This is a genomic window from Faecalibacterium sp. BIOML-A1 (assembly GCF_009679715.1).
GTDB lineage: Bacteria > Bacillota > Clostridia > Oscillospirales > Ruminococcaceae > Faecalibacterium > Faecalibacterium taiwanense.
In genome coordinates this window covers 52385-74968 of sequence record NZ_WKZJ01000012.1, presented here as the reverse complement: position 1 = coordinate 74968, position 22584 = coordinate 52385, and the positions used below count along the sequence as shown (strand labels likewise).

The following is a 22584-nucleotide window of genomic DNA, read 5'->3' as shown; positions in this document are numbered from 1 at the left end:
TCAGTCGTCCCCCTTTGCCAAGCGGATGCGCGGGTCGATGATGCCGTACAGCAGGTCAACGACCAGCATGATGCCAATGTACATGGCACTGTAGATGAAGCTCAGGCTGATGACCACATTGTAGTCGTTGGACTGGATGGCCGTCACCAGCAGGCTGCCCACACCGGGAATGGCGAAGATCTTCTCCACCACCAGCGAGCCGGTCATCAGGTCCACGATCAGCGGGGCCAGCACGGTGATAATGGGGATCAGCGCGTTGCGCAGCGCGTGGCGGAAGATCAGCGCCGGGCCGGAAATGCCCTTGCTCTCGGCCAGCAGCATATAATCGGAGTCCAGAACTTCGATCATTTCACTGCGGGTAAAGCGGGCAATGGAAGCCATGGTGAACATGGACAGCGAGATGCTGGGCAGCACACTGGAGCCGAACACATCCTTTGCGGAGAACAGCATGGGGAACCACTTGAGCTTGAAGCCAAAGGTATAGCTCAGGGCCAGTGCGATCACGTAAGACGGCACCGACACGCCGATGACCGAGATAATGGTGGCCAGAGTGTCGAAGATGGTGTCCCGCTTGAGGGCTGCAATGATGCCGAGCACAAGGCCCACGATGGCACCCAGTGTGACAGCCATGCCGCCCACACGGATGGAAATGGGCAGACGGGACTGGATCAGCTGGGAGATGGGCGTGTTCTTGGAGATATTGTAGCTTACGCCGAAGTCACCGCGCAGCATGTTGGTCACATAGCGGAAGAACTGTACATAGATGGGCTGATCCAGACCGTACTTTGCGTACAGGGATGCGCGCATTTCCGGCGTCAGCTTTTCATCGTTGAAGGGCGAACCGGGCATCAGCTGCATGAGGATGAACAACACCAGCAGGATGGCCAGCAGCGTAAACAACGAAGTAATGATACGCTTGAGCGTGTATTTTTTCACGTTGGGTAGACCCCCTTAAAGTTTCTTCTCCGCCCCGCACGGGGCAGAACTGCTCCCGCCTGCCGCGGTCAGCCGTGCGCTGCACGCGGACAGTGCAAAAGCCAAAAAGTCGCACAGCGGCATTTTCGCTGCCACTGTGCGGCATTTCAGTTCTCGATCAGGATCAGACGCTCTTCTTTGCGTCCTTGTAGACGCGGTTCAGAGCAACCGGGTGGAAGTCCACGCCGGTCACGGCAGAAGAGATCATCTCGGCGTTGCACTGACCATACAGCGGGAAGATGGCGGCCTGCTCCAGCACGATGGACTCAGCGTCATACATGGCTTCCCAGCGGCCCTCGGGATCGGTGCACAGATCACCGGTGGTGCACTCTGCGATGATGGCATCGTAGTCAGCATCGCTCCACAGACCGTAGTTGTTGGAGTTGCCGGTGACCCACATGCCCAGATAGGTCATGGGATCGGCGTAGTCGGGGCCCCAGCGGGTCAGGCCGATCTCAAAGTTGCCGTCCTGCATATCCTGCACGCGCTGCTTCTTGGGCTCTACCTTCAGCTCCAGAGTAAAGCCGGGCAGAGTGGTCTGCAGCTGCTCCTGAACGACCTGAGCGACCTTCTGAGGAGCATCGTCGGCATCGACGACCATGGTGAAGGAGAAGGAATCCTTGCCCAGCTCAGCCTTGGCCTGCTCGTAGTACTCTGCAGCCTTGTCGGGATCGTATGCGCAGAACTCTGCAAACTTGGTCTGGTCGGCGCTGAAATCGCTGCCATCCGGGCCGGTGGCGAACTGTGCGGGCACTGCGGTGTAGGCGGGAGAAGAGCCGTCCTTCAGCACGTCATTGGTGATGGAATCACGATCCAGTGCAAAGGTGATGGCACGGCGCAGGTTCAGGTTTGCCAGCTCCGGCACAGCGTCCATGTTGGGGCTGATGTACCACAGGTAGCCAGCACCCACGCTGGTGAACTCGGGGTCGTCCTTGACCTGCTCGACCTGCTCGCCGTTCAGCAGGGTGATATCCAGATCGCCGTTCTGATAGCTCATCAGAGCCTGCTGGCTGTCCTTGATGACCTGATAGTTCAGGCCGTCCAGAGCAATGCGGTCAGCATCGTAATAGTCGGCGTTCTTCACCAGCTCAAAAGCGGTGGCGGCCGGCTCATAGCTGGTCATCACGAATGCACCGTTGGACAGCACGGTGTCTGCGCTGGTGCCGTAGGTATCGCCGCAGCTCTCAAAGAACTTCTGGTTCATGGGGTAGAAGGTGGGGAAGTACATCAGGCTCAGGAAGTAGCTGACCGGAACGTTCAGCTCCACCTTCAGGGTCTTGTCGTCCACTGCGGTGATGCCCAGATCGGTGACGGGCTTGCTGCCTGCAATGATCTCGGCGGCGTTGACCACCTGACCGATATCGCTCAGCATGTAGGCATACTCGGAAGCGTTTGCGGGGTCAACAGCACGCTGCCAGCCAAACACGAAGTCTGCTGCGGTAACGGCATCGCCATTGGACCACTTTGCATCCTTCAGGTGGAAGGTGTAGGTCTTGCCGTCCTCGCTCAGCTCATAGCTCTCTGCCAGAGCCTCCACGGCTGCACCGTTCGCATCCATCTGCATCAGGCCGTCGGTGTAGTTGGCGATGACCTCAAAGGAGGTGCCGTCGGTAGCCAGCTGGGGGTCCAGAGACTGGACTTCGGTCTCCAGCATGACGTTCAGCACACCGCCCTCAGCAGAGGCGGCTGCACCAGAAGCAGCGGTGGAGCCGGAAGCAGCGGTGCTGGAAGAGCCGCCGCAGGCAGTCAGAGCCAGTGCAGCAGCCGATACGCCTGCAGCAGCCAGGAAGCTGCGGCGAGAAATACGACGATCGAATTTCATATTTTTTCCCTCTCTCTTACCTCAATGCTTTATTGAGGTAAAGCATTGAATGGTGAAAAATGCACAAAGGCTTTTTGCTCCTTCTCTGGAGCGCTGCACACCTTTGTGCGATATCCGCATTATACGCTGTTCCGCCTGAAAAGGAAAGGCTTCCGGCTGTTTTTCTGTGCTTTGACCAATGGTCAGCAAAAATTTTGTTTTTGTTTTTGTGCAGTTTTGAAGATATACTGTAGTTGCTCGAAATACAGTTTCGCGAAAACATGAGTTTTTTGTGTTTTTCGGGGAAACAGATGAAGAGATTTCACCTGCGTATTTTCATTTTTTGTGCATAAGTCGTACTTTCAGCCTGTTTTTTGTGCACATACCAGACACAAAAAATCCCTGCTGAAAACGCACCGTTCTCAGCAGGGAAACACCGTTTTTTCGGTTTTTAGGCAAACATAGCCACTACGTAAGTCTCGCCGCCGTATTCAATGAACACCGCGCCCATCTGTTTGCAGCCTGCCGCATAGCTGCGCAGTGCGCTGCCCGCCTCGCTCAGCGGCGGAGCATACAGGTAGCCGGTAAAGCCCCATTCGTTGTTCATTGCAAGGCCGATCACCACGCCTCTGGGCAGGAACAGAAAGCTGGTGGAATGATCGATAAAATCGTACACATTCGTATCCAGCATGGCACCGGAGCCGGTGGTCATGGGCACCTTGCGTGTCAGCAGGCCGGACTGGGTGGTCAGCTGGGTAGAGTCCTCCACCAGCCAGTCTGCCAGACGGCTGGCTGCATCTTCCAGATCGGTATTATAGGTCAGGCTGGGGTCTACCTCTTTCATCAGGGCCTTGGCCTGTTCTGTATCCTTCTGCACCGTGCCGCCCATCAGTGCACTGCATCCGGTCAGCACCGCCAGTGCCAGTGCACCCGCCAGCAGGCAAGCCAGCCATTTTCTTGCATGTTTCATATAGTGGTTCTCCCCTTTCGGTCTGTTTTTCTCCATGATACCTTTTTTGCCGCCGGATTACAAGCAGAAAAAAAGCTGCTGTGCATCTGCACGGCAGCTTTTTGGGCAAAACTTTATTTTGCGTACTCCACAGCGCGGCTCTCGCGGATCACATTGACCTTGATCTGGCCGGGGTAATCCAGCGTGTCCTCGATCTTCTTGGCAATGGAGCGTGCCAGCAGGATCACCTGATCGTCGCTGATGACATCGGGCTTGACCATGATGCGCACTTCGCGGCCTGCCTGCACGGCAAAGGCCTGCTCCACACCCTCAAAGCTGGAAGAGATCTCCTCCAGATTTTCCAGACGCTTGACGTAGCTTTCCACGTTCTCGCGGCGGGCACCCGGGCGTGCAGCGCTGATGGCATCGGCAGCCTGAATGATGAAGGCCAGCGGTGTCTTGGGCTCCACATCGCCGTGGTGAGCCTCAATGGCATGGATGATCTGGGTGTTTTCCTTGTACTTGCGGCAGATATCCACACCGATCTGCACATGGCTGCCCTCGATCTCGTGGTCCAGTGCCTTGCCGATATCATGCAGCAGACCGGCACGGCGTGCCATGGTCACGTTCACACCCATCTCGCCTGCCAGCAGGCCGGCCACCCATGCCACCTCCATGCTGTGGGTCAGGGCGTTCTGGCCAAAGCTGGTGCGGTACTTCAACCGGCCGATCAGCTTGATCAGGTCCGGGTGCAGGCCATGGATGCCCAGCTCCATCACGGCACGCTCGCCCTCGCGCTTCATCTGCAGCTCCAGCTCGTGGCGGCACTTTTCCACCGTCTCCTCGATGCGGGCGGGGTGGATGCGGCCATCACCGATCAGGCGTTCCAGCGTCATGCGGGCCACCTCGCGGCGGGTCTGGTCGAAGGAGGACAGGGTGATGGCCTCCGGGGTATCGTCGATGATCAGGTCCACGCCGGTCGCGGTCTCCAGAGCGCGGATGTTGCGGCCCTCGCGGCCGATGATGCGGCCCTTCATTTCGTCGCTGGGCAGCGGCACCACGCTGACGGTGGTCTCGCTGCAGTGGTCGGCAGCGCAGCGGCTGACGGCCTGACCGATCAGGTTGCGTGCGATGTTGTCGCAGTTTTCCTTCAGGTCGGTCTCGTAGGCGGCAACGCGCACGGCCTTTTCGTGGGTCAGCTCCTCGTCCACCTTGTGCAGCAGCACTTCGCGGGCGTCCTCCTGACTCAGACCGGCCAGCGTTTCCAGACGCTCCATCTCCTTGGCGCGCAGGGCCTCGATCTCGGCCAGACGCTCCTCGGCCTCAGCGGCGCGCTTTTTCAGCTCCTCTTCCTTCTTTTCCAGTACCTCGGTCTTGCGGTCGAGGGCGGTTTCCTTCTGGTCGATGCGGTTCTCCTGACGGCTGATCTCCGCACGGCGCTGTTTGATCTCCTTATCGGCTTCTGCCTTCTGGGCATCCACCTCGGCCTTCAGCTTGAAGGCCTCGTCCTTTGCTTCCAGAACCGCTTCCTTGCGTTTCTGTTCTGCGGTCTTGATCGCTTCGTTCACCAGACGGGTGGCCTCGGCTTCCGCGCTGCCGATCTGAGCTTCGGCGGTCTTTTTACGGTTGTTGTAACCAATAAAATAGCCTGCACCGATGCCCGCAGCAAGCGCGACGATCAAGATCACGATCCAGATGATCGTGGACATCGCATTTCACTCTCCTTTGTTAAAATTCAAAATTCTGAATCATAAGCAGGAGACGCTGTAGGGCAGGTGTAGGCTGCAAACATTTTTTATAAGTGAGCTTTCAATGCAAAAAGTGGCAACAAGACCACACGCACGGCCAATGCCGCACGAACAGGCTGCAAGCTTTTCTATCTACAGTTCTATCTTATATAAAAACAGGCAGGCTCTGCCTGTAAGGGACACGGGTCACGGGAACGACCTGCACACAGCGTCTTTTATTCCATACTACTAATTATAGTACGAAACAATTGCCCGCTTGTCAAGAGGAAAACCCTGCCCCGCAGAACATTTTGTGCAGAAAACAGGGACAGTATCCGCACCGGATGCCGTCCCCGTTCCCGTTTATTCCAGATACATCCTGCGCAGCCGCATCAGGCGCGCAGGGGTCAGGCCGTATTCGGCTTCCAGATAGTTCTCGGCGCTGCCGTATTTTGCGCGGATGGTGCGCAGCACAAAGGGTGCGGCTGCCGGGTCCACGCCCGCCTTGCGGTAATAGCGCATCCGGCAGGCCGGGTTTGCCGCGATCTCTTCGGCGTGCTCCGCCAGCACTGCGTCGATCTCAGCCTTGCGGCAGAGGTTCGTGCGCTCATAGTCCGCACAGATCGTCTCATCCGAAGCGCCCAGTGCCAGCAGAATGAGCATGGCCGCCACGCCGGTGCGGTCCTTGCCGGCCGAGCAGTGGAACAGGATGGGGGTCTCGCCTGCTTCCAGCGCACGGAACAGCTCCTTGAACGCCTTGTTGCCAAACAGCATCCGCTCGTACATAGCCTGCACGAAGGTGCTGCCGTCGGCGCTTTCTTCATAGCCCTTCATCAGGGTGGCGATATCATCCGGCGCAAAGGAGATCTCGTGGCCGTCCTCGGCGCACAGGCCGCAGATCTGCACCAGACGTGCACCGTCCGGTACGTAGTCCGGTTCTTTCTGCACTTCCCCGCTGCTGCGCAGATCAAGAATCAGGCGCAGGCCCAGCGCGTCCAGCTTCGCGCGGTCGGCTTCACCGGTGAGCTTGCAGGTAGGGATGCCGCGCCAGATCTGGCCCCACTTGATATGCTTGCCCTCGTCGGCTTCGTAACCGCCCAGCTCCCGGAAGTTGGTGCCGCCGGCAAAATCCAGCTGGGTGCCGGGCACCGGGTGGGCCGGTGCAGCCTTTGCCGCAGCGCTGGACAGCACCGGGAAATTGTAGAACGGCTTTGCGGGCCGTCCGCGGCGGGGCGGCAGGCTGGCCGAACCGCCCAGCACCTCCATCAGGTAGCTGCGCAGCAGGTCGATGTAGGCAGAGGAATGATCCCGCCGCTGCACCAGTGAGACGCACAGCGGGGGCAGATCTTCCAGCAGCACATCCCGCACACGGTCCAGTTCCCGTCTGGCTCCCGGTTCATAGCGGGTCAGACAGGTGCAAAGCTGCTCCTGCACAAGATAATAGGCCTGATAAAAGCTGGGGCCGATCTCCGCATTCGGCGCAAAGCCCAACCGGGCGCAGGCCGACCACAGCGGGCTGAACAGATCCTGCCGCAAGCTGGGCAGCAGCACCCGCTGACCGCGCAGCTCTGCCAGCGGGATGCTCTCCTTATCCCAGAACGCGTGCCCCCGAGGCACCAGCAGGCAGGCAGGGTCTGCCCGCAGGGTGGTGCGGGCCAGTACCGGCGCAGCGCAGCCCAGATCGATGACCAGACCCGCGTCCAGCTCCCCCTGCTCCACATCGTCCGCCACCGCATCGTTGTCCATCATGCGGAAGCGCATCTCCACATGGGGATACTGCTGGCGGAACTTGTCTAGCTGGGTCTCCAATCCGGGCAGGTAGTCCGGCACCAGCGACACGCTGATGCCGATGCGCACCGGCTGCGCCGACTGGATCTCGGCCCGCAGGGATGCCTGCATCTGCTGGAACTGCTCCACTACCGGCGCGGCATGGCGCTGCAGGCTCATGCCGCGGTCGGTAAGGGTGAGCTTGTGGTGGGCGCTGAGGAACAGCGGCCCGCACAGCTCGGCTTCCAGTGCAGAGATGCTCTGCCGCAGTGCCTGCCGTGACAAAAACAGCCGCTGTGCCGCGCGGCTGTAATTCATTTCATCGCACAATACCAGAAAGTAGTGCAGCTGGCGGATATCCATGGTTTCCTCCCTGAGAAAAGTATCGTATAAAGAATACCGCCTTTTTACGCGATTGTAAAGCCGTTGGCAGCAAAAAACTGCCGCACGGCATTGCACCGTGCGGCAGTCAGAGCGTGGAACGATCAGATCAGGCTCAGAGCTTCCTCGTCGCCCACCAGCGTGAAGTCCGGATGCATCTGCAGGATGCTTGCGGGCACCTCCGGAGTGACGGGACCGAAGAATGCCTTCTTGACGATCTCGGCCTTGCCTGCGCCGTTTGCCACCATGAGCACCTTGCGTGCCTGCATGATAGTCTTGATGCCCATGGTATAAGCCTGCTTGGGCACCAGATCCACATTGCCGTCAAAGAAGCGCTTGTTTGCCTCAATGGTCTCGGCGGTCAGGTTCACACAGTGGGTCTCCAGCTCAAAGGCTTCGCCCGGCTCATTGAAGCCGATGTGGCCGTCGTGGCCGATGCCCAGCAGCTGCAGGTCGATACCACCCACAGCGTGGATGATCTGGTTGTACTTTGCGCAGGCATCCTCTGCATCGGGGTTGGTGCCGTCCGGCAGGTTGATCTTTGCAGGGTCGATGTTCACCTTGTCGAACAGGTTGCGGTGCATGAAGCTCCAGTAGCTTTCCGGGTGCTCCTTGGGCAGGCCGCGGTACTCGTCCAGATTGACGGTGGTCACCTCAGAAAAATCGATGTCGCCCTTGTTGTACCAGTCCACCAGCTGTGCATACGCGCCCACGGGGGTGCCGCCGGTCGCCAGACCCAGCACGCAGTTGGGCTTCATAATGACCTGTGCCGAAATGATATTGGCTGCCTTGCGGGACATATCCGCATAATCTTTTGCACGAATGATCTTCATTACAAACGACCTCACTTATCATCTTTTTTGCCGCTCTGCACGGGCTGCGCAGAGTACTTCTGCGTTTAGTTTATCACATTTCGCAGACAAGCGCCAGTCATCCCGGCCATCTTTTCGGTGTGTTTGCACAAAAAGATGCAAAGCCCCGCCGTTTGGGCCGGCATTTCCGGTCACGAACGCGCAAAAACGCCGCCGAGCGTTTCCACACCGGCGGCGCTGCATGTTGAAAGATCAGTTCCCGCTGCACAGGCCGCAGGCGGCACAGGCGGCGGGGGTGGCGGCACAGCCGCCAAGGGCGGTCTCGCGCAGCTCGGCGGGCAGGCGCTTGCCCACGGCGTACATGGCGTCCAGCATCTGGTCGAAGGGGATCAGCTGGCGGATGCCGCTCAGGGACAGTTCTGCTGCAATGAGGGCGTTGGCCACACCGGCAGCGTTGCGGTTCTGGCAGGGGTACTCCACCAGCCCGCCTACGGGGTCGCACACAAGGCCCAGCATGTTCATCAGCACGGTGGAAGCTGCATCCAGACACTGCTGCGGGTTGCCGCCCATCAGCTCCACGGCGGCAGAAGCAGCCATGGCAGACGCAATGCCCACCTCGGCCTGACAGCCGCCCACGGCACCGGCCACGGTGGCGTTGCGCATGGCAAGATAGCCCACGGCACCGGCGTTGAACAGGGCATCCACGATGCGCTGGTCGGAGATGCGGTAGCACTCCTGCAGGGCCAGCATCATGCCCGGCACCACGCCTGCAGAGCCTGCAGTGGGTGCAGCCACGATCAGGCCCATGGAAGCGTTCACTTCCAGCACGGCCATGGCGTAGGTCATGGCCTTCTGCAGCACATCGCCGCAGATGTTTTTCTTCTTATTATAATGTGTCTCCAGCTTTTTGGCCTCGCCGCCGATCAGGCCGCCCATGGATTTGATGGGCTTTTTCAGCGGCTGGGTGGCAGAAGCGTGCATGATCTCCCATGCCTTTGCCATGCGGTGATCCACAGCATCCCGGGGCGTTTCGCCCAGCAGGCATTCCCGCTGGCGCATCACTTCCGAAATGGGCAGTTGGTTTTCCTCACACAGGTCCAGCAGATCCTTGGCGGACTTGAAATCCATGTTCATCGCTCGTCCCTCCTTACGGCTGCACGACCATTACATCGTTGATGTTCGGGTTTGCCAGCAGCAGCTGATCCACACCCTCGGGCAGGCGCTCATCCGACTCCACGATGGTGTAAGCCGTGTGCCCCTTTTCCTCGCGGAACAGACGCATGAACGCGATGTTCACGCTGCGGTCGCTGAGGATCTTGGTGATGTGGGCCACCACGCCGGGCTTGTCCTTCTGCACCACGATGAGAGCATTGTACTCGCCGGTAAAGTCCACCTCCACGCCGTTGATCCGCACAATGCGCACCTTGCCGCCGCCAAGCGATTCACCGCGCACGGTCATCACCTGACCGGCCGCATTCTCCATGCGGATATCCACCGTGTTGGGGTGGATGTCGGTCTCCACCTCATTGGGGGTGAAGCTGTAGCCAAGGCCGCGGTCGGTGGCAATGGCAAAGGAATCCCGGATGCGGGTATCATCGGCCGAAAAGCCCATGATGCCGCCCAGCAGGGCACGGTCGGTACCGTGGCCGTGGTAGGTCTTGGCAAAGGAGCCGTAGAGGGTAAAGTCCGCCCGCTTCAGCGGCGGGGCGATCATCTTCTGTGCCAGAAAGGCGATGATCTCCGCGCCTGCGGTGTGGGAGCTGGAGGGGCCGATCATGTTCGGGCCCAGAACATCAAAAACACTGATAAATGCCATGGGGTGTCACTCCTGTCAGGTCAAGAACCGCGCCGCGCATCAGACGCTTGCGCTGCTCTTGTTGATGAACTTCTGGTAGATGGTCTCCACGATCACGCCGATGGCGTTGTCGCCGGAGACGTTGCAGGCAGTGCCGAAGGAATCCTGAGTGATGTACAGAGCCACCATGATGGCGCAGATGGGGCCATTGGGGTCACCGGCCTCAGCGCCAAAGATCATGTACAGGAAGGGCAGAGCGGTCATGATGGAGCCGCCGGGAGCACCGGGAGAAGCCACCATGGCAACGCCCAGCGTCATGATGAAGGGCACCACGGTAGCAAGGCTGATGGGCAGCTGGTTCATCAGGCAGACGGCAGTTGCGCAGGCGGTAATGGTGATCATGGAGCCTGCCATGTGGATGTTGGCGCACAGAGGCACCACGAAGTTGCGGATCTGCTCGCTCACGCCATCAGCCGCAGCGCACTGCAGGTTGACCGGGATGGTGGCTGCAGAGGACTGAGTGCCCAGAGCGGTGGTGTAGCCGGGGATCTGGTTGCGGATCATCTTGAAGGGGCTCTTGTGGCTCACAGCGCCTGCAACGCAGAACTGCAGGAAGATGCAGACCAGATGCATGATGATGACCACCAGGAACACCTTCCACAGGATGCCCAGAATGGCGTAGGTCTTGCCGGACTTGGTCATGTCGATGAAGGTACCGCAGACGTACAGGGGCAGCAGCGGGATGATGACGCTGTGCAGCACCTGATCGATGATGCCGGAGAAGTCCTTCATGCCATTATAAAGTGTATCACCGATGGTCTTGCCGCGCAAGGTGGACAGGCACAGGCCCAGCACGAAGGCCAGCACCACGGCAGACAGGGTGTCCAGCAGCGGAGGGATGGAGATGGAGATGTAGCTGGCCAGAGAGTTGTCAGCCGTGGCGGCGATCTGTTCCAGAGCGCCTTCGCTCATGAAGCTGGGGAACAGGCTTGCAGACACCAGATAGGATGCCGAGCCTGCGATCAGGGTGGAGCCGTAGGCCAGAGCCACCGTGATGAGCAGCAGCTTGCCTGCGCCGCTCTTCAGGTCGGCAATGCCCATGGTGACGTAGGCCACGATCATCAGCGGGATGATGAACTTCAGGAACGAGCTGAAGATGCTGGATGCCGTGACGACGACCCGGCAGAACCACACCGGGAAGAACTGGCCGATGATGATGCCCAGCACGATGGCGATGAGCAGCTTCGGCAGCAGTCCGAGCTTGAATTTTTTCTTTTCCATAAGAATAAAATCCTCCTTTTCCTATTCTGACCTTTGTGCGGCACCTGACAGCGCTCTCTCCGCCGCAGCCCGCACGGCCAGCCTTTCACGAAACGTCAAATTTTCACTTGACGTGTTGACACATTTAGTTTAACATAGACATATGCATGATTCAAATTCATAAAACTAAAGTTATGGTTTAAAAATCTTAATAGCAAAGGAGCTTCGCCATGGAAGTGCGCCAGCTGAACACCCTGATCCGTGCCGCCCAGTTCCAGAGCTTTTCCAAGGCAGCGGAAAGTCTGGGCTATTCCCAGTCTGCCGTTACCGTGCAGATCAAAGCGCTGGAAGAAGAGCTGGGTGTGCGCCTGTTCGACCGCATGGGCAAGCGGGTGATCCTGACCGCACAGGGTCAGTGCTTTCTGGAATACGCCAACAGCATTCTGGATACCATCCACAACGCCCGCCGCGCCCTGAGCGAGGATGCCGAGCTGGAGGGCTGCCTGCACATCGGCACGCTGGAATCCCTCTGCTTTTTCCGTCTGCCCGGCCTGATGCATCAGTTCCGGGTGGAACACCCCAAAGTCAGCCTTCGGGTCACTACCGGCTCCCCGGAAGAGCTGATCGAAAAGATGGAGCGCGGCGAGGTGGACCTCATCTGCATTCTGGACGAGCCCCGCTACTCCAACAGCTGGCACAAATGCAACGAGATCCCGGAGGAGGTGGTGTTCGTGGCTTCCCCGGACATCGACCTCGGCCACCCCGGCCCGTACCGGGTAGCAGAGCTTCTGGACAAGCCCTTCTTCCTCACCGAACGCAACGCCAACTACCGCCGCACCTTTGACCGGTTTCTGGCTTCCCGCCAGATCGAGCTGATCCCCAGCCTTGAGATCAGCGATACCTCCTTTATCATCAAGATGCTGGAGCGCTCCTCCGGCATTTCCCTGCTGCCGCGCTTCGCTGTGGCCGAGCCTGCGTCCAGAGGAGATCTGCGCATTCTGGAGGTGTCAGACTTCCGGCTGACCATGTACCGCCAGATGTTCTACCACAAGGATAAATGCTGCACCCGGGAAATGGACGCCTTCATCCAGCTGGCCTCCGGGCCGGACCTACCTCTTTTGTAAGGTGCAGCAGAAAGCAGCAGACCCCCGGACGGTAAACCGCCCGGGGGTCTGCTGTGCTGAGGAGATTGCAGGAATTTGCAAAGCATTGCGCAGACTGTGTACAGGCACAGCCCCGCAGATGAGGATGATTAAGCAAAGAAGGAGATGATGAGTGCTACCAGGAAGCCCACACCGCCAACCAGAGTTTCCATGATGGTCCAGGTCTTGAGGGTGGTCTTTTCGTCCATGCCCACAAGGCTCTTCACCAGCCAGAAGCCGGAGTCGTTAAAGTGGGAGCACACGGTGGAGCCGCCGGCGATGGCAGCGGTGACGCAGGCCAGATACAGCGGGCTGAGTTCGCTGATGCCGGGCATGGCGGAGATGATGCCTGCTGCCATGGTCATAGCCACGGTAGAGGAACCAACGGAGATGCGCACCAGAGCAGCCACGATGAAGGCCACCAGAACCAGCGGCAGGCTGGCGTTTGCCACGGCGTTGCCGATGACGTCGCCCAGACCGGAGTTCTGCAGCATGTAGCGCAGCACGCCGCCGCAGGCAGTGACCAGCAGGATCATGCCGGTGGGCTCAAGGGACTTGGTCATGATCTTTTCCAGCTGGGCATTGTTATAGCCGTGACGGGTGCCCAGCAGATACATAGCAGCGATGGTAGCCAGCAGCAGAGCCATGAAGGGCTCACCGAGGAAGGCCAGAACGGGCTGGATGCCAGCCAGAGCGGGCACCACTTTTGCCACAGAGTTTGCAATGATGAGGACCAGCGGGATCAGGATGATGCCCACAATGGTGCCGAACTTGGGCAGCTTGCTCTCGTCGATGTCTGCCTGCTGTGCAACGTGCTCGGGCACCTCGATCATATACTTCTTGCCGCAGATGGAGCCCCAGATGGGACCGGCAGCGATCATGGCGAAGATGCCGCAGAAGATGCCGATGAGGATGACCCAGCCCAGATCAACGCCCAGCATGCTGGCCACCAGAACGGGGCCCGGCGTGGGAGGGATGAAGGCGTGGCCGACAGCCAGACCGGCCAGCAGAGGGATGACATAGTACAGGACCGAGCGCTTGGTGCGCTTTGCCAGAGAGAAGGCCAGCGGGATCAGGATGATCAGACCGGCATCAAAGAACACCGGCATGGCCACCACCAGACCTGTGATACCCAGCGCCCATGCGGCTTTTTCGTCGCCGAACCTGCGCACCATGGTCACGGCCAGCGTCTGTGCGCCGCCGGATTCTTCCAGAATGGCACCGAACATGGAGCCAAGGCCCACCAGAAGAGCGATGCCCTTTAAGGTGTTGCCGATACCTTCGTTGACCGAGCCGATGATGTCAGACAGGGGCATACCGGCCATCAGGCCGATGCCCACCGCACCGATCAGGATGGAGATCATGGCGTGGACTTTGAACTTGATGATAAGGATGAGCAAAAGGATCAGGCCCGCCACCGCGGCGAACACGAGCCGTGCGGCGTCCGGGGTTGCAACAGCTGTCATAAACGTTTCCTCCATTTTTTGATGTTTTGTGTGCTTTGGGTCTTATTTCAGCGCCGTCCCCGCAGACGGACACCGGATTTCGATGGTTTTTATAGACGAAGCAATATCCGCTTTTTTGTTTTTGGCGTAGCTTTATCCAGACCGTTCAGCAAAACAACGCTGAACAGTTGATTTTTGTTTTTGGTTTTTATCGTAAACGAAGCGTTTTTACTCCATATATGCACCCTTCATGGGGCTGACGGCGTGCTGAGAGTAGAGCTTCAGCAGGCCCTTGGTGTACTTGGGAGCCTTGGGCTTCCAGTTGGCACGGCGCTGGGCAAGGATGGCCTCCATCTCTTCGGGGGTCTTTTCCTCACCGTTCACGCCCACGATGGCAAGCTGGCGGTTCGGCACATCGATGCGGATGAGATCGCCCTCTTCCACCAGAGCGATGGGGCCGCCCACAGCGGCCTCCGGGCTGACATGGCCGATGACCGGGCCGCGGCTTGCGCCGGAGAAGCGGCCGTCGGTGATGAGCGCCACGCTGGAAGCCAGCTTCGGGTCGGCGCAGATGGCCTCGCCGGTGTAGAACATCTCGGGCATGCCGCTGCCGCGGGGGCCTTCGTAACGGATGAAGATGGCATCTCCGGGCTGGACCTGCTTGTTCAGAACGGCGCTGATGCACTCTTCCTCGCTGTCAAAGGGCTTTGCGCGCAGGGTGGCGTGGAACATGTTCTTGGGGCAGGCGGTGTGCTTGATGACACTGCCCTCCGGGGCCAGATTGCCCTTCAGGATAGCGATGCTGCCGTCGGTGCCCTTGGCGTTGTCAAAGCTGTGGATGATGTCCTCGCGGGTGACTTTGATGCCCAGACCCTTGGTCTTTTCCTGCAGGATCTCGTCGCAGTGCTCGTAGAAGCCGTTCTTCTTCAGGTCTTCCAGGTTTTCGCCCAGCGTCTTGCCGGTGACAGTCATCACGTCCAGATGCAGCATGGACTTGATCTCTTCCATCACGCGGGGCACGCCGCCTGCATAGTAGAAGTACTGTGCGGGCCAGTCGCCGGAGGGACGGATGTTCAGCAGATAGTGTGCGCCGCGGTGCATCCGGTCAAAGGTGTCGGCATCGATCTCAAAGCCGAACTCGTGTGCAATGGCGGGCAGATGCATGGTGGCATTGGTGGAGCCGGAGATGGCGGCGTGCACCATGATGGCGTTTTCAAAGCTCTTCATGGTAACGATGTCCTTGGCCTTGATGCCCTCGGCCACCAGCTTCATCACCTGAACGCCGGCATCATAGGCAGCCTGCTTCAGCTCCGGGGCGGTGGCCGGCATCAGGGCGGTGCCCGGCAGCATCAGGCCCAATGCCTCGGCCATAATCTGCATGGTAGAAGCGGTGCCCATAAAGGAGCAGGCACCGCAGCTGGGGCAGGCGTTGTGCTTGTAGTAGTCCAGCTGCTCGTTGGGGATGACGCCCGTCTTTTCCCATGCGTCGAACTTGCCAATCTGTTCCAGCGTCAGCAGGTCGTTGATGGCGCAGGCGGGGTCGTTGACCACGTACTTCTTGGGCAGGGTGTGGGCTTCCATCACGCCGCCGGTGACCACGATGGCGCTCATATCCTTCAGGCGGCCAATGCTCATCAGCATGGCGGGCATGGACTTGTCGCAGCTGGCGATGAACACGCCGCCGTCGTACACGGTGGCGTTGGCCTGAGCTTCCACCAGATTCACGATGGCGTCACGGTGGGGCAGCGAGTAGTTGATGCCGTCGTGGCCCTGTGCGATACCGTCGCACATATCGGTTGCAAAATAGCGTGCAGCCTTGCCGCCGTGGGTGTTGACTGCCTGTACAGCCTCCTTCACGAACTGATCCAGATGGGCGCTGCCGGGGTGGCTGTCGCCAAAGGTGCTCTCCACCATGATCTGGGGCTTTGCAAGGTCGTCCACCTTCCAGCCCATGCCGATCTTCAGCGGATCGTTTTCCGGTGCCAGTTTACGCACTGCCTGAGAACGCAGTTCCATGATCGTACCTCCAAAATACTCTTTTTTCTGCTTTGCAAATCGTCCTTTTTGACTGTCGGACATCTTACATATTCATTTTAATCGAATCCCGCCTTGTTTGCAAGTTGTCGCAGTCAGAACCCACTTTATAACAATAACCAGCCCAGTTTTTCGTGCACATTGCTCTGAAATCTTGGATACATCATATAATCTAACCAGTTTTCCGACTTTTCTGTGTCATTCGTCTTAAAAAGTCATCAGACAACTTCAGGCATAAAAAGTCCCCGCACAGACCTTGCACTGTGCGGGGACGTAAAATGCAGCGGCGTCAGGTTTCCCATTCGCCGTCGTAAAGCTTTCGGATGCAGTTGCGGTTGAAGTTCAGGTGCATCACCATGGCAGACCGGGCGCCAATGGGGTCATGCCGGGCAATGGCTTCGGTGATCATGCGGTGGGTCAGGATGGTCTCCTCCGTCAGCTTTTTGTGGGTGACATTCACGAACATCATGACCGCCGTATCAATAATAGGGATGAGCTGCTCCACCACCATGTTCTTGCTGCTCTCTGCGATGCAGGTATGGAATGCGATGTCGTCCTCAATGTACAGATCACCGCTGTGGATCTTGCTCTCCACCCGGTCGCACAGGCGCTGGATGCGCTCGATGTCCTCGTCGGAAGCGTTCAGCGCTGCCATCTCGGCCATGCCCGGTTCCAGCAGCAGGCGCACATTGACAAGATCCAGTGCCAGCGCGTTCTTGTCCTGCACGCTGCGCAGGTTCAGCGGGTCCGAAAGGCCCTTGGCAGTCGTGACCACATAGGTGCCGGAGCCCCGCCGCACCTCCACGATGCCCTTGCTGGAAAGCAGCTTCACGGCTTCGCGCACCGTGCTGCGGCCCACACCGAATTTTTCGCCCAGTTCAAATTCATTGGGCAGCTTGGCTCCCGGCTCCAGCGGGGTATCCAGAATATAGTGGTAAATTTCGTCCTCCACCTGTTCGGCAAGGAGTTTGTTTTTCAGATGGGAAAATTCGCTCATGGTTGTTCCCTCCCCTGTTTTTTAATTTATTATAAGGCAGGGCAGCAGACAAAAGCAAGGGCTGTCCTCATTCACAGACAGCCCTTGCTTTTGGGTATTTTATTCGTTTGCGGCCTTTTCCAGCTCCGCTTCCTCTGCGGCGGCTTCGGCCTCCTCCTGCTTCTGGTACTCCAGGAAAGCCGACCACATGGGTTCGATGTCCTTGCCCTTCACCCGGCGGTCGAAGTAGTTGCGGGTGATGTCCACCACAGTGCCGGACAGCACCAGCACGCCGATCAGGTTCGGGATCATCATCAGACCGTTGAAAGTGTCGGAAAGATCCCACGCAAGGCCCAGCTTCATGGTGGCACCCACCACGGTCATGCACACAAAGACCACCTTGTAGATGCGGCTGCCGGTGGTGCCGAAGAGATACTCCACGGCCTTGGTTCCGTAGTGGCTCCAGCCCAGCGTGGTGGAGTAGGCAAACAGCAGAATGGAAACAGCAATGAACTTGGGGCCAAAGCTGCCAAATGCGGCGGTGAAGGCCTGACCCACCAATGCGTTGTCCTGCACACCGGCCAGTACAGCGCCGCTCTGCAGGTCCACCACGCCGGTGGTCAGGATGACCAGAGCAGTGAGCGTGCAGACCACGATGGTATCGGCAAACACCTCAAACACGCCCCACATGCCCTGATGCACCGGCTCCTTGACGTTGGAAGCGGAGTTGACCATGACGGCAGAGCCGAGACCGGCTTCGTTGGAGAAGGCACCGCGCTTGAAGCCCCAGGTGATGGTCTGGCTGATGCCGTAGCCCAGCGCACCGCCGCCTGCCGCGTTCAGGTTGAACGCACCCTTGAAAATAGCCGCAAATGCCGCTGGGATGTTGCCCGCGTGCAGCACTACGATGATGAGCGCGCCTGCAATGTAGAACAGGGCCATGAGCGGCACCAGCTTTTCGGTAACAGCGGCAACGCGCTTCAAACCGCCAATGACGATAAGGGCCGTGACCACCATCAGGCACAGGCCGGTGACGAGGGTCGGTACGCCAAAAGCAGCGTTCATGTTGCCCGCGATGGAATTGATCTGGCTCATGTTGCCAATGCCGAAGGAAGCCAGAATGCAGAAACAGGCAAACAGCACTGCCAGCACCTTGCCCAGCTGTTTGCAGCCCTTCTTTGCGCCAAGACCATCGGTGAGGTAGTACATGGCACCGCCCGACCACTCGCCTTTTTCGTTTTTGCGGCGGTAGTACACGCCCAGCACATTCTCCGAAAAGCTGGTCATCATGCCAAGCAATGCCATGACCCACATCCAGAAGATGGCTCCCGGCCCACCGGAAACGATGGCCGTTGCCACACCCACGATGTTGCCGGTGCCGATGGTGCCCGCCAGCGCCGTGCACATGCTCTGGAACTGGCTGATGGCCATATCCTCCTTGCTGGTATGCGCGGTGATGTCCTTGTTGGTGAAGATCGCGCCGATGGTGTGCCGGAGCCAGTAGCCCATTTTGCGGAACTGGAAAAAGCCCGTGCGGGCGCTCATCCAGAAGCCGGTGCAGAACAGCAGTGCCAGACCAAACGGCCCCCACACCACGCCATTGATGGCATTGTTCACCTGCGTGATCATCTCGACCATTCTCTCTTTCCCCCTATACACAAAACAAAAGCGGACAGAACCCACCAAAGGCTCTGCCCGCAAAATTCGGAGCGCTCTCATTTTCCGCAGCCGGGGTGCGCCGCATTCCCGGCTGCGCCCCATTGCGCAAAGACGATGGCTCTGTCCTTTTGCCTGAGAGATACAGCCGCTTTCCCTGCGGCCTTACACCTTCGGCACCCACTTTACAAGCGGGCTTCTCCAGAGTGCACGGTCTTTCTCCGCCGTGCACGTCTTTTTCAGTTCTTCTGGCGCACAGTTGTGCGCGATAGAAAGACTATACCATATTCTGTCCTTGTACGCAAGACATTTTGTATATCATACGCTGCTTTTTCATCTGTTATGCCGACAGATGAATTTTGTTTTGGTATTACTTTTATCCTCCCTCATCATAGCGCTGCCATAAATTTATTTTACTTTTCTTTCGGCTCCGCGCCTTCAAACCCCCGGGCTTTGCCATCCGGGCTGGCATCGCCGTTTTCTTTCGCGGTCTCATAAGAATCTGTGCCGTAATAGGCGCTGGCGGGGCCGATCTCCAGCCAGAAGTTCTCCCGTTCTTTCTCTGTGGTCGGTGCAGTCTCTTTTTTGTTTTTCATCTGCAAACGCCTCCTTTTCTGCATAAAGTCTTGCCTGCAGGCCAAAGCTTTATGCAAAGGAAAGGCGGTGTATCCCATGCGCAGTGGAGGTTGGAAGCCCTTTTGGGCAGCACTGTTTGCTTCGCTGCTGGTGCTGGTGCCGCTGGTGGGCGGCACGGTGCTGCTGTCCCGTCAGCAGCTGCGCACCCAGCTGCGGCAGGCTGCCCGCAGCGAGAGCGGTGTGCCCATCCAGCTGCCCAAGACCACCGACCAGCTCACTGTGCTGCTGTGCGTCTCCGGCGAACAGCCCGGCTTTGTGCTGGCCTACCTGAACGCCAGCCAGAACTGCGTGCATCTGCTCAGCGTGCCTGCCGTGCTCACCGTGCCTTTTGCAGAAGAAGAAACATCCCTTGCCCGCTGCTATGCCGCCGCTGGCCCGGCCCGCTGCCGCGAAGCGCTGGCACAGGTGCTGGCCCTGCCGGAGGGCACAAGGTATCTGGCCTTCTCTCCCGATGTGCTGGAGCGCATTGCCAGCCGGTACGGGCCGGTGCGGGTAGGCTTTACCGGCGCACTGACCGAGGAAGAGCTTGCCCGCTATGGCCGCAGCCGGGCCGTGCAGGGCATTTCCGCCGGGGACGCGCACGAATTCTTGTGCCAGCTGCAGGCCGACGAAGCCTTTTCACCAGTACGCACCGCAGCGGCCCGCGCTGCCGTGTGGGATGCTTTTCTCCGGCAGGATCTGGACCTGCTGCCCGCCACCCTGCCGGATGCCTTGCGTGCCAGCAGTTCGGCCCTGCTCACCGACCTGACCGCGCTGGACTATGACGCTTTGGAACGCACACTGGAATTTCTTGCCAACAACAGCGCCGCTGTGGCGGCGCAGGCCCTGCCCGGCCAGTGGAATGCCGCCAGCGGCACTTACACGGTCACGGATGCTTCCCGCGCTGCCATGCAGACCTTTTTCAATGTTTCGCCCACCGAGGCGCAGGCCTCGTCCTTCAGCGAGCCATAACCCAGCACCAGCGTGCCCGCCGCTGAGGGTGCTTCTCCGGTCAGGTCGTAATCGCTCAGCAGGCTCAGCTGCACGCCTTCGGCTTCCGCCGCGCAGCGCAGCGCAGCATCCGGCGGCGGGTCTTTGAGCTTTGCCAGCAGGTTCAGTCCGGTGTGCAGGCCCGCAAGGGTCAGCTCGCCGGGAGCAAAGGCAGTGTTCAATGCTGCCGCCAGCGCGTCCCGCCGGGCCTTGTAGGCCACCCGCTCCCGGGCCAGATGCCGGGTGAAGTAGCCCTCGGTGATAAAGCGGGCCAGCGTCTGCTGCTCAAACCGGCTCACCGTGCCGGAGTAAAGGCGGTATTTTTTCCGCCATGCAGGCAGAAGATGCTCCGGCAGCACCATATAGGCGATACGGATGCTGGGAGCCAGACTGCGGGAGCAGGTGGAGAGGTACACCACCGGGCCGTCTGCACCCGCCATGCCCTGCAGGCTGGGCAGAGGCCGGGTATCAAAACGGAACTCCGAATCGTAATCATCTTCTATAATATACCGCCCGCCCGGCCTGCGGGCTGCCCAGTGCAGAAGCTCGGCTCTGCGGCCCGCAGGCATGGTGACGCCTGTGGGGAACTGGTGGCTGGGCGTGACGTAGCACACCGCTGCATCCGACCGGTTCAGTGCTTCCACCGAAAGGCCGTCCTCGTCCACCGGTAGGCAGCAGCAGTGCACACCGTTGTTCTGCAGCACCTGCAAAGCACGGGGGTAGCCCGGCGTTTCCACCGCTGCAGGGCCGGGCAGCAGCGGTGCCAGCAGGCCCAGCAGGTATTCCAATCCCGCGCCCACCACGATCTGATGCGGCCCGCACTGCACACCGCGGTATTCAGAGAGATATTCCGCCAGCGCCTGCCGCAGGGCCGGGTCGCCCTGCGCATCGCCGTGGGTGAGCAGCTGGGGCGAGGAATAGAGCAGCTCCTTTTGCAGCCGCGCCCATGTGCGGAACGGGAACAGCTCCGGGTCTACCCCGCGGGTGGAAAGGTCGTACCGCACCGGCAGCACAGGCGGTTCCGGTTTTGGCGGTGCGGGCTGTTCCGGCCCGCCGGCAGGCCGGGACGGCAGGGCCAGATATTCCTGTACATAAAAGCCGCTGCGCTCCCGCGATTCCAGATACCCTTCCGCCGCCAGCATCTGATAGGCGGCATCCACCGTATTCACCGAGACGGACAGCTCTGCCGCCAGCCGCCGCTTGCCGGGCATCCGGGTGCCCGCCGCAAGGGTGCCGCTTCGCATCTCTCCGGCAAGGCTGCGGTACAGCTGTTCGTACAGCGGCACGCCAGAAGAAGCATCCAGCGCCGTGGTCAGATGGACCATAAATTATCCCTCCTGTCTGGGTATTGCATCAAACTGACCCCATTAAAAAACTTTATTCTGGGTATTTTCATGGTGTCAGTTCTGCGTATAATAGGAGCATACCCGCTGGGCACCCAAATGTCAAGTAGGATTGTAGGTAAGTGGTTGCGAAGCAATCAAAGCCCCAGTGGGGCTTTGGTGCCGCGGGAACGGAAATTTGGAGGGAGAGTAAATCATGTCTACTACTGCAATGTGGCTGCTTCTGGCAGTCGTTGTCATCGTCATTCTGTTTGCAAGTGTGCTGTACAAGCGCACCTTCACCACCAAGGAGCTGGCCATGACCGGTGTCATGGCCGCTTTAAGCCTTGTGGCCTATCTGTTCTTCCGTGTGCCGTTCTACGGCGGCTCTTCGTTCCATCTGGGCAACACCTTCACCGCCCTGACCGCCCTGCTGCTGGACGGTGTGTCCGGCGGTCTGGCCGGTGCCATTGGTCTGGCGCTGGCCGATATTCTGGCCGGTGACCCGGGCTACGCCGTCACCACCTTTGTGCTCAAGTTCATCATCGGCATCACCTGCGGTGCCGTGGCGCACAAGGCATTCAAGCTGCGCGACCTCGACAAGCACAGCTCCGGCTATCTCGTCAAGGTGATCGTTTCTGCCGGTTCCGGCCTGCTGCTGAACGTGCTGACCGACCCGTTCCTGGGCTACTTCCGCAATGTGTACATCTTTGGTCAGGAATACACCGTGGCACAGGCGCTGACCAAAATTGCAGGCGGCGTCACCTTTGTAAACAGCGTGGCCTCCACCGTGTGTGCGGTCATCCTGTACCTCGCCCTGCGTCCGGCCCTGGAGCGTGCCGGTCTGCTGCCCAAGGGCGAAAAACACTAAGCGATCTCTCTATCCTGATACAGCACTGCTGCCCTCACCTGCCGGACTCCTCCTATCCTCCGGCGG

The 22584-nt window shown here is 59.3% G+C and carries 18 protein-coding genes and 1 riboswitch; of the genes, 3 read left to right on the top strand and 15 right to left on the bottom strand.

What is annotated here, in order from left to right:
- From GKG36_RS12185 to GKG36_RS12145, 9 genes are all read right to left on the bottom strand, one after another.
- The gene (locus tag GKG36_RS12185) at positions 1–936 is read right to left on the bottom strand and encodes an ABC transporter permease (RefSeq protein WP_005936865.1); all 936 of its coding nucleotides are present in this window, start codon (positions 934–936) and stop codon (positions 1–3) included.
- Between the two features lie 163 nt (positions 937–1099).
- The gene (locus GKG36_RS12180) at positions 1100–2797 is read right to left on the bottom strand and encodes a peptide ABC transporter substrate-binding protein (protein WP_154260966.1); all 1698 of its coding nucleotides are present in this window, start codon (positions 2795–2797) and stop codon (positions 1100–1102) included.
- A 430-nt stretch (positions 2798–3227) separates the two neighbouring features.
- Positions 3228–3746 carry a hypothetical protein gene (locus GKG36_RS12175; RefSeq protein WP_154260963.1) on the bottom strand — a complete coding sequence of 173 codons (519 nt, stop codon included), beginning with the start codon at positions 3744–3746 and terminating at the stop codon, positions 3228–3230.
- Positions 3747–3859: 113 nt separating this feature from the next.
- Positions 3860–5434: a ribonuclease Y gene (gene rny, locus GKG36_RS12170; RefSeq protein ID WP_097774149.1), complete on the bottom strand. Its 1575-nt coding sequence runs from the start codon at positions 5432–5434 to the stop codon at positions 3860–3862.
- 381 nt (positions 5435–5815) lie between these two features.
- The gene (locus GKG36_RS12165) at positions 5816–7582 is read right to left on the bottom strand and encodes a tyrosine-protein phosphatase (RefSeq protein ID WP_154260960.1); all 1767 of its coding nucleotides are present in this window, start codon (positions 7580–7582) and stop codon (positions 5816–5818) included.
- 122 nt (positions 7583–7704) lie between these two features.
- Entirely contained in the window at positions 7705–8433 is a 729-nt protein-coding gene (nagB, locus tag GKG36_RS12160) for a glucosamine-6-phosphate deaminase (protein WP_005936840.1), read from the bottom strand.
- 231 nt (positions 8434–8664) lie between these two features.
- Positions 8665–9540 carry an L-serine ammonia-lyase, iron-sulfur-dependent, subunit alpha gene (sdaAA, locus tag GKG36_RS12155; protein WP_154260993.1) on the bottom strand — a complete coding sequence of 292 codons (876 nt, stop codon included), beginning with the start codon at positions 9538–9540 and terminating at the stop codon, positions 8665–8667.
- 19 nt (positions 9541–9559) lie between these two features.
- Positions 9560–10228 carry an L-serine ammonia-lyase, iron-sulfur-dependent subunit beta gene (gene sdaAB, locus GKG36_RS12150; protein ID WP_005936832.1) on the bottom strand — a complete coding sequence of 223 codons (669 nt, stop codon included), beginning with the start codon at positions 10226–10228 and terminating at the stop codon, positions 9560–9562.
- Between the two features lie 39 nt (positions 10229–10267).
- Entirely contained in the window at positions 10268–11488 is a 1221-nt protein-coding gene (locus GKG36_RS12145) for a dicarboxylate/amino acid:cation symporter (RefSeq protein WP_154260958.1), read from the bottom strand.
- A 209-nt stretch (positions 11489–11697) separates the two neighbouring features.
- Between GKG36_RS12145 and GKG36_RS12140 the strand changes: the two genes are divergently transcribed.
- Positions 11698–12591, top strand: a complete 894-nt coding sequence (locus GKG36_RS12140) for a LysR family transcriptional regulator (protein ID WP_154260956.1) — start codon at positions 11698–11700, stop codon at positions 12589–12591.
- Positions 12592–12719: 128 nt separating this feature from the next.
- Here the strand turns inward: GKG36_RS12140 and GKG36_RS12135 are convergent, their stop codons facing one another.
- From GKG36_RS12135 to GKG36_RS12115, 5 genes are all read right to left on the bottom strand, one after another.
- The gene (locus GKG36_RS12135) at positions 12720–14075 is read right to left on the bottom strand and encodes a gluconate:H+ symporter (RefSeq protein WP_120120980.1); all 1356 of its coding nucleotides are present in this window, start codon (positions 14073–14075) and stop codon (positions 12720–12722) included.
- Positions 14076–14282: 207 nt separating this feature from the next.
- Entirely contained in the window at positions 14283–16070 is a 1788-nt protein-coding gene (gene ilvD / locus GKG36_RS12130; RefSeq protein WP_005939089.1) for a dihydroxy-acid dehydratase, read from the bottom strand.
- 307 nt (positions 16071–16377) lie between these two features.
- Positions 16378–17085 (bottom strand): FadR/GntR family transcriptional regulator, encoded by a 708-nt coding sequence (locus GKG36_RS12125; RefSeq protein ID WP_097780994.1) that lies wholly within the window; start codon positions 17083–17085, stop codon positions 16378–16380.
- Between the two features lie 99 nt (positions 17086–17184).
- Positions 17185–18702, bottom strand: a complete 1518-nt coding sequence (locus tag GKG36_RS12120) for a sodium:alanine symporter family protein (protein WP_097774156.1) — start codon at positions 18700–18702, stop codon at positions 17185–17187.
- A gap of 131 nt (positions 18703–18833) precedes the next feature.
- Positions 18834–18935: riboswitch (glycine riboswitch) on the bottom strand.
- Between the two features lie 198 nt (positions 18936–19133).
- Positions 19134–19316, bottom strand: coding sequence for a hypothetical protein (locus GKG36_RS12115; RefSeq protein ID WP_044953367.1), 183 nt, complete (start codon positions 19314–19316; stop codon positions 19134–19136).
- 76 nt (positions 19317–19392) lie between these two features.
- Here GKG36_RS12115 and GKG36_RS12110 point away from each other — a divergent pair, with 76 nt between their 5' ends.
- Positions 19393–20307: a hypothetical protein gene (locus GKG36_RS12110; protein WP_097774157.1), complete on the top strand. Its 915-nt coding sequence runs from the start codon at positions 19393–19395 to the stop codon at positions 20305–20307.
- On the opposite strand, the gene GKG36_RS12105 is transcribed toward GKG36_RS12110, so the two are convergent.
- The gene (locus GKG36_RS12105; RefSeq protein ID WP_154260954.1) at positions 20214–21650 is read right to left on the bottom strand and encodes a PLP-dependent aminotransferase family protein; all 1437 of its coding nucleotides are present in this window, start codon (positions 21648–21650) and stop codon (positions 20214–20216) included. The genes GKG36_RS12110 and GKG36_RS12105 overlap by 94 nt on opposite strands.
- Positions 21651–21864: 214 nt before the next feature.
- Between GKG36_RS12105 and GKG36_RS12100 the strand changes: the two genes are divergently transcribed.
- Complete coding sequence (locus GKG36_RS12100) at positions 21865–22518, top strand: ECF transporter S component (RefSeq protein ID WP_223388517.1); 654 nt, start codon at positions 21865–21867, stop codon at positions 22516–22518.
- Positions 22519–22584 lie beyond the last annotated feature (66 nt).

Coding starts and splice junctions, on each gene's coding strand:
- GKG36_RS12120 (WP_097774156.1), bottom strand. CDS start 18,702: ATGGTCGAGATGATCACGCAGGTGAACAATGCCATCAATGGCGTGGTG.
- rny (WP_097774149.1), bottom strand. CDS start 5,434: ATGTCCACGATCATCTGGATCGTGATCTTGATCGTCGCGCTTGCTGCG.
- GKG36_RS12180 (WP_154260966.1), bottom strand. CDS start 2,797: ATGAAATTCGATCGTCGTATTTCTCGCCGCAGCTTCCTGGCTGCTGCA.
- GKG36_RS12165 (WP_154260960.1), bottom strand. CDS start 7,582: ATGGATATCCGCCAGCTGCACTACTTTCTGGTATTGTGCGATGAAATG.
- ilvD (WP_005939089.1), bottom strand. CDS start 16,070: ATGGAACTGCGTTCTCAGGCAGTGCGTAAACTGGCACCGGAAAACGAT.
- GKG36_RS12145 (WP_154260958.1), bottom strand. CDS start 11,488: ATGGAAAAGAAAAAATTCAAGCTCGGACTGCTGCCGAAGCTGCTCATC.
- GKG36_RS12100 (WP_223388517.1), top strand. CDS start 21,865: ATGTCTACTACTGCAATGTGGCTGCTTCTGGCAGTCGTTGTCATCGTC.
- sdaAB (WP_005936832.1), bottom strand. CDS start 10,228: ATGGCATTTATCAGTGTTTTTGATGTTCTGGGCCCGAACATGATCGGC.
- GKG36_RS12115 (WP_044953367.1), bottom strand. CDS start 19,316: ATGAAAAACAAAAAAGAGACTGCACCGACCACAGAGAAAGAACGGGAG.
- GKG36_RS12175 (WP_154260963.1), bottom strand. CDS start 3,746: ATGAAACATGCAAGAAAATGGCTGGCTTGCCTGCTGGCGGGTGCACTG.
- GKG36_RS12105 (WP_154260954.1), bottom strand. CDS start 21,650: ATGGTCCATCTGACCACGGCGCTGGATGCTTCTTCTGGCGTGCCGCTG.
- GKG36_RS12135 (WP_120120980.1), bottom strand. CDS start 14,075: ATGACAGCTGTTGCAACCCCGGACGCCGCACGGCTCGTGTTCGCCGCG.
- nagB (WP_005936840.1), bottom strand. CDS start 8,433: ATGAAGATCATTCGTGCAAAAGATTATGCGGATATGTCCCGCAAGGCA.
- GKG36_RS12110 (WP_097774157.1), top strand. CDS start 19,393: ATGCGCAGTGGAGGTTGGAAGCCCTTTTGGGCAGCACTGTTTGCTTCG.
- GKG36_RS12140 (WP_154260956.1), top strand. CDS start 11,698: ATGGAAGTGCGCCAGCTGAACACCCTGATCCGTGCCGCCCAGTTCCAG.
- sdaAA (WP_154260993.1), bottom strand. CDS start 9,540: ATGGATTTCAAGTCCGCCAAGGATCTGCTGGACCTGTGTGAGGAAAAC.
- GKG36_RS12125 (WP_097780994.1), bottom strand. CDS start 17,085: ATGAGCGAATTTTCCCATCTGAAAAACAAACTCCTTGCCGAACAGGTG.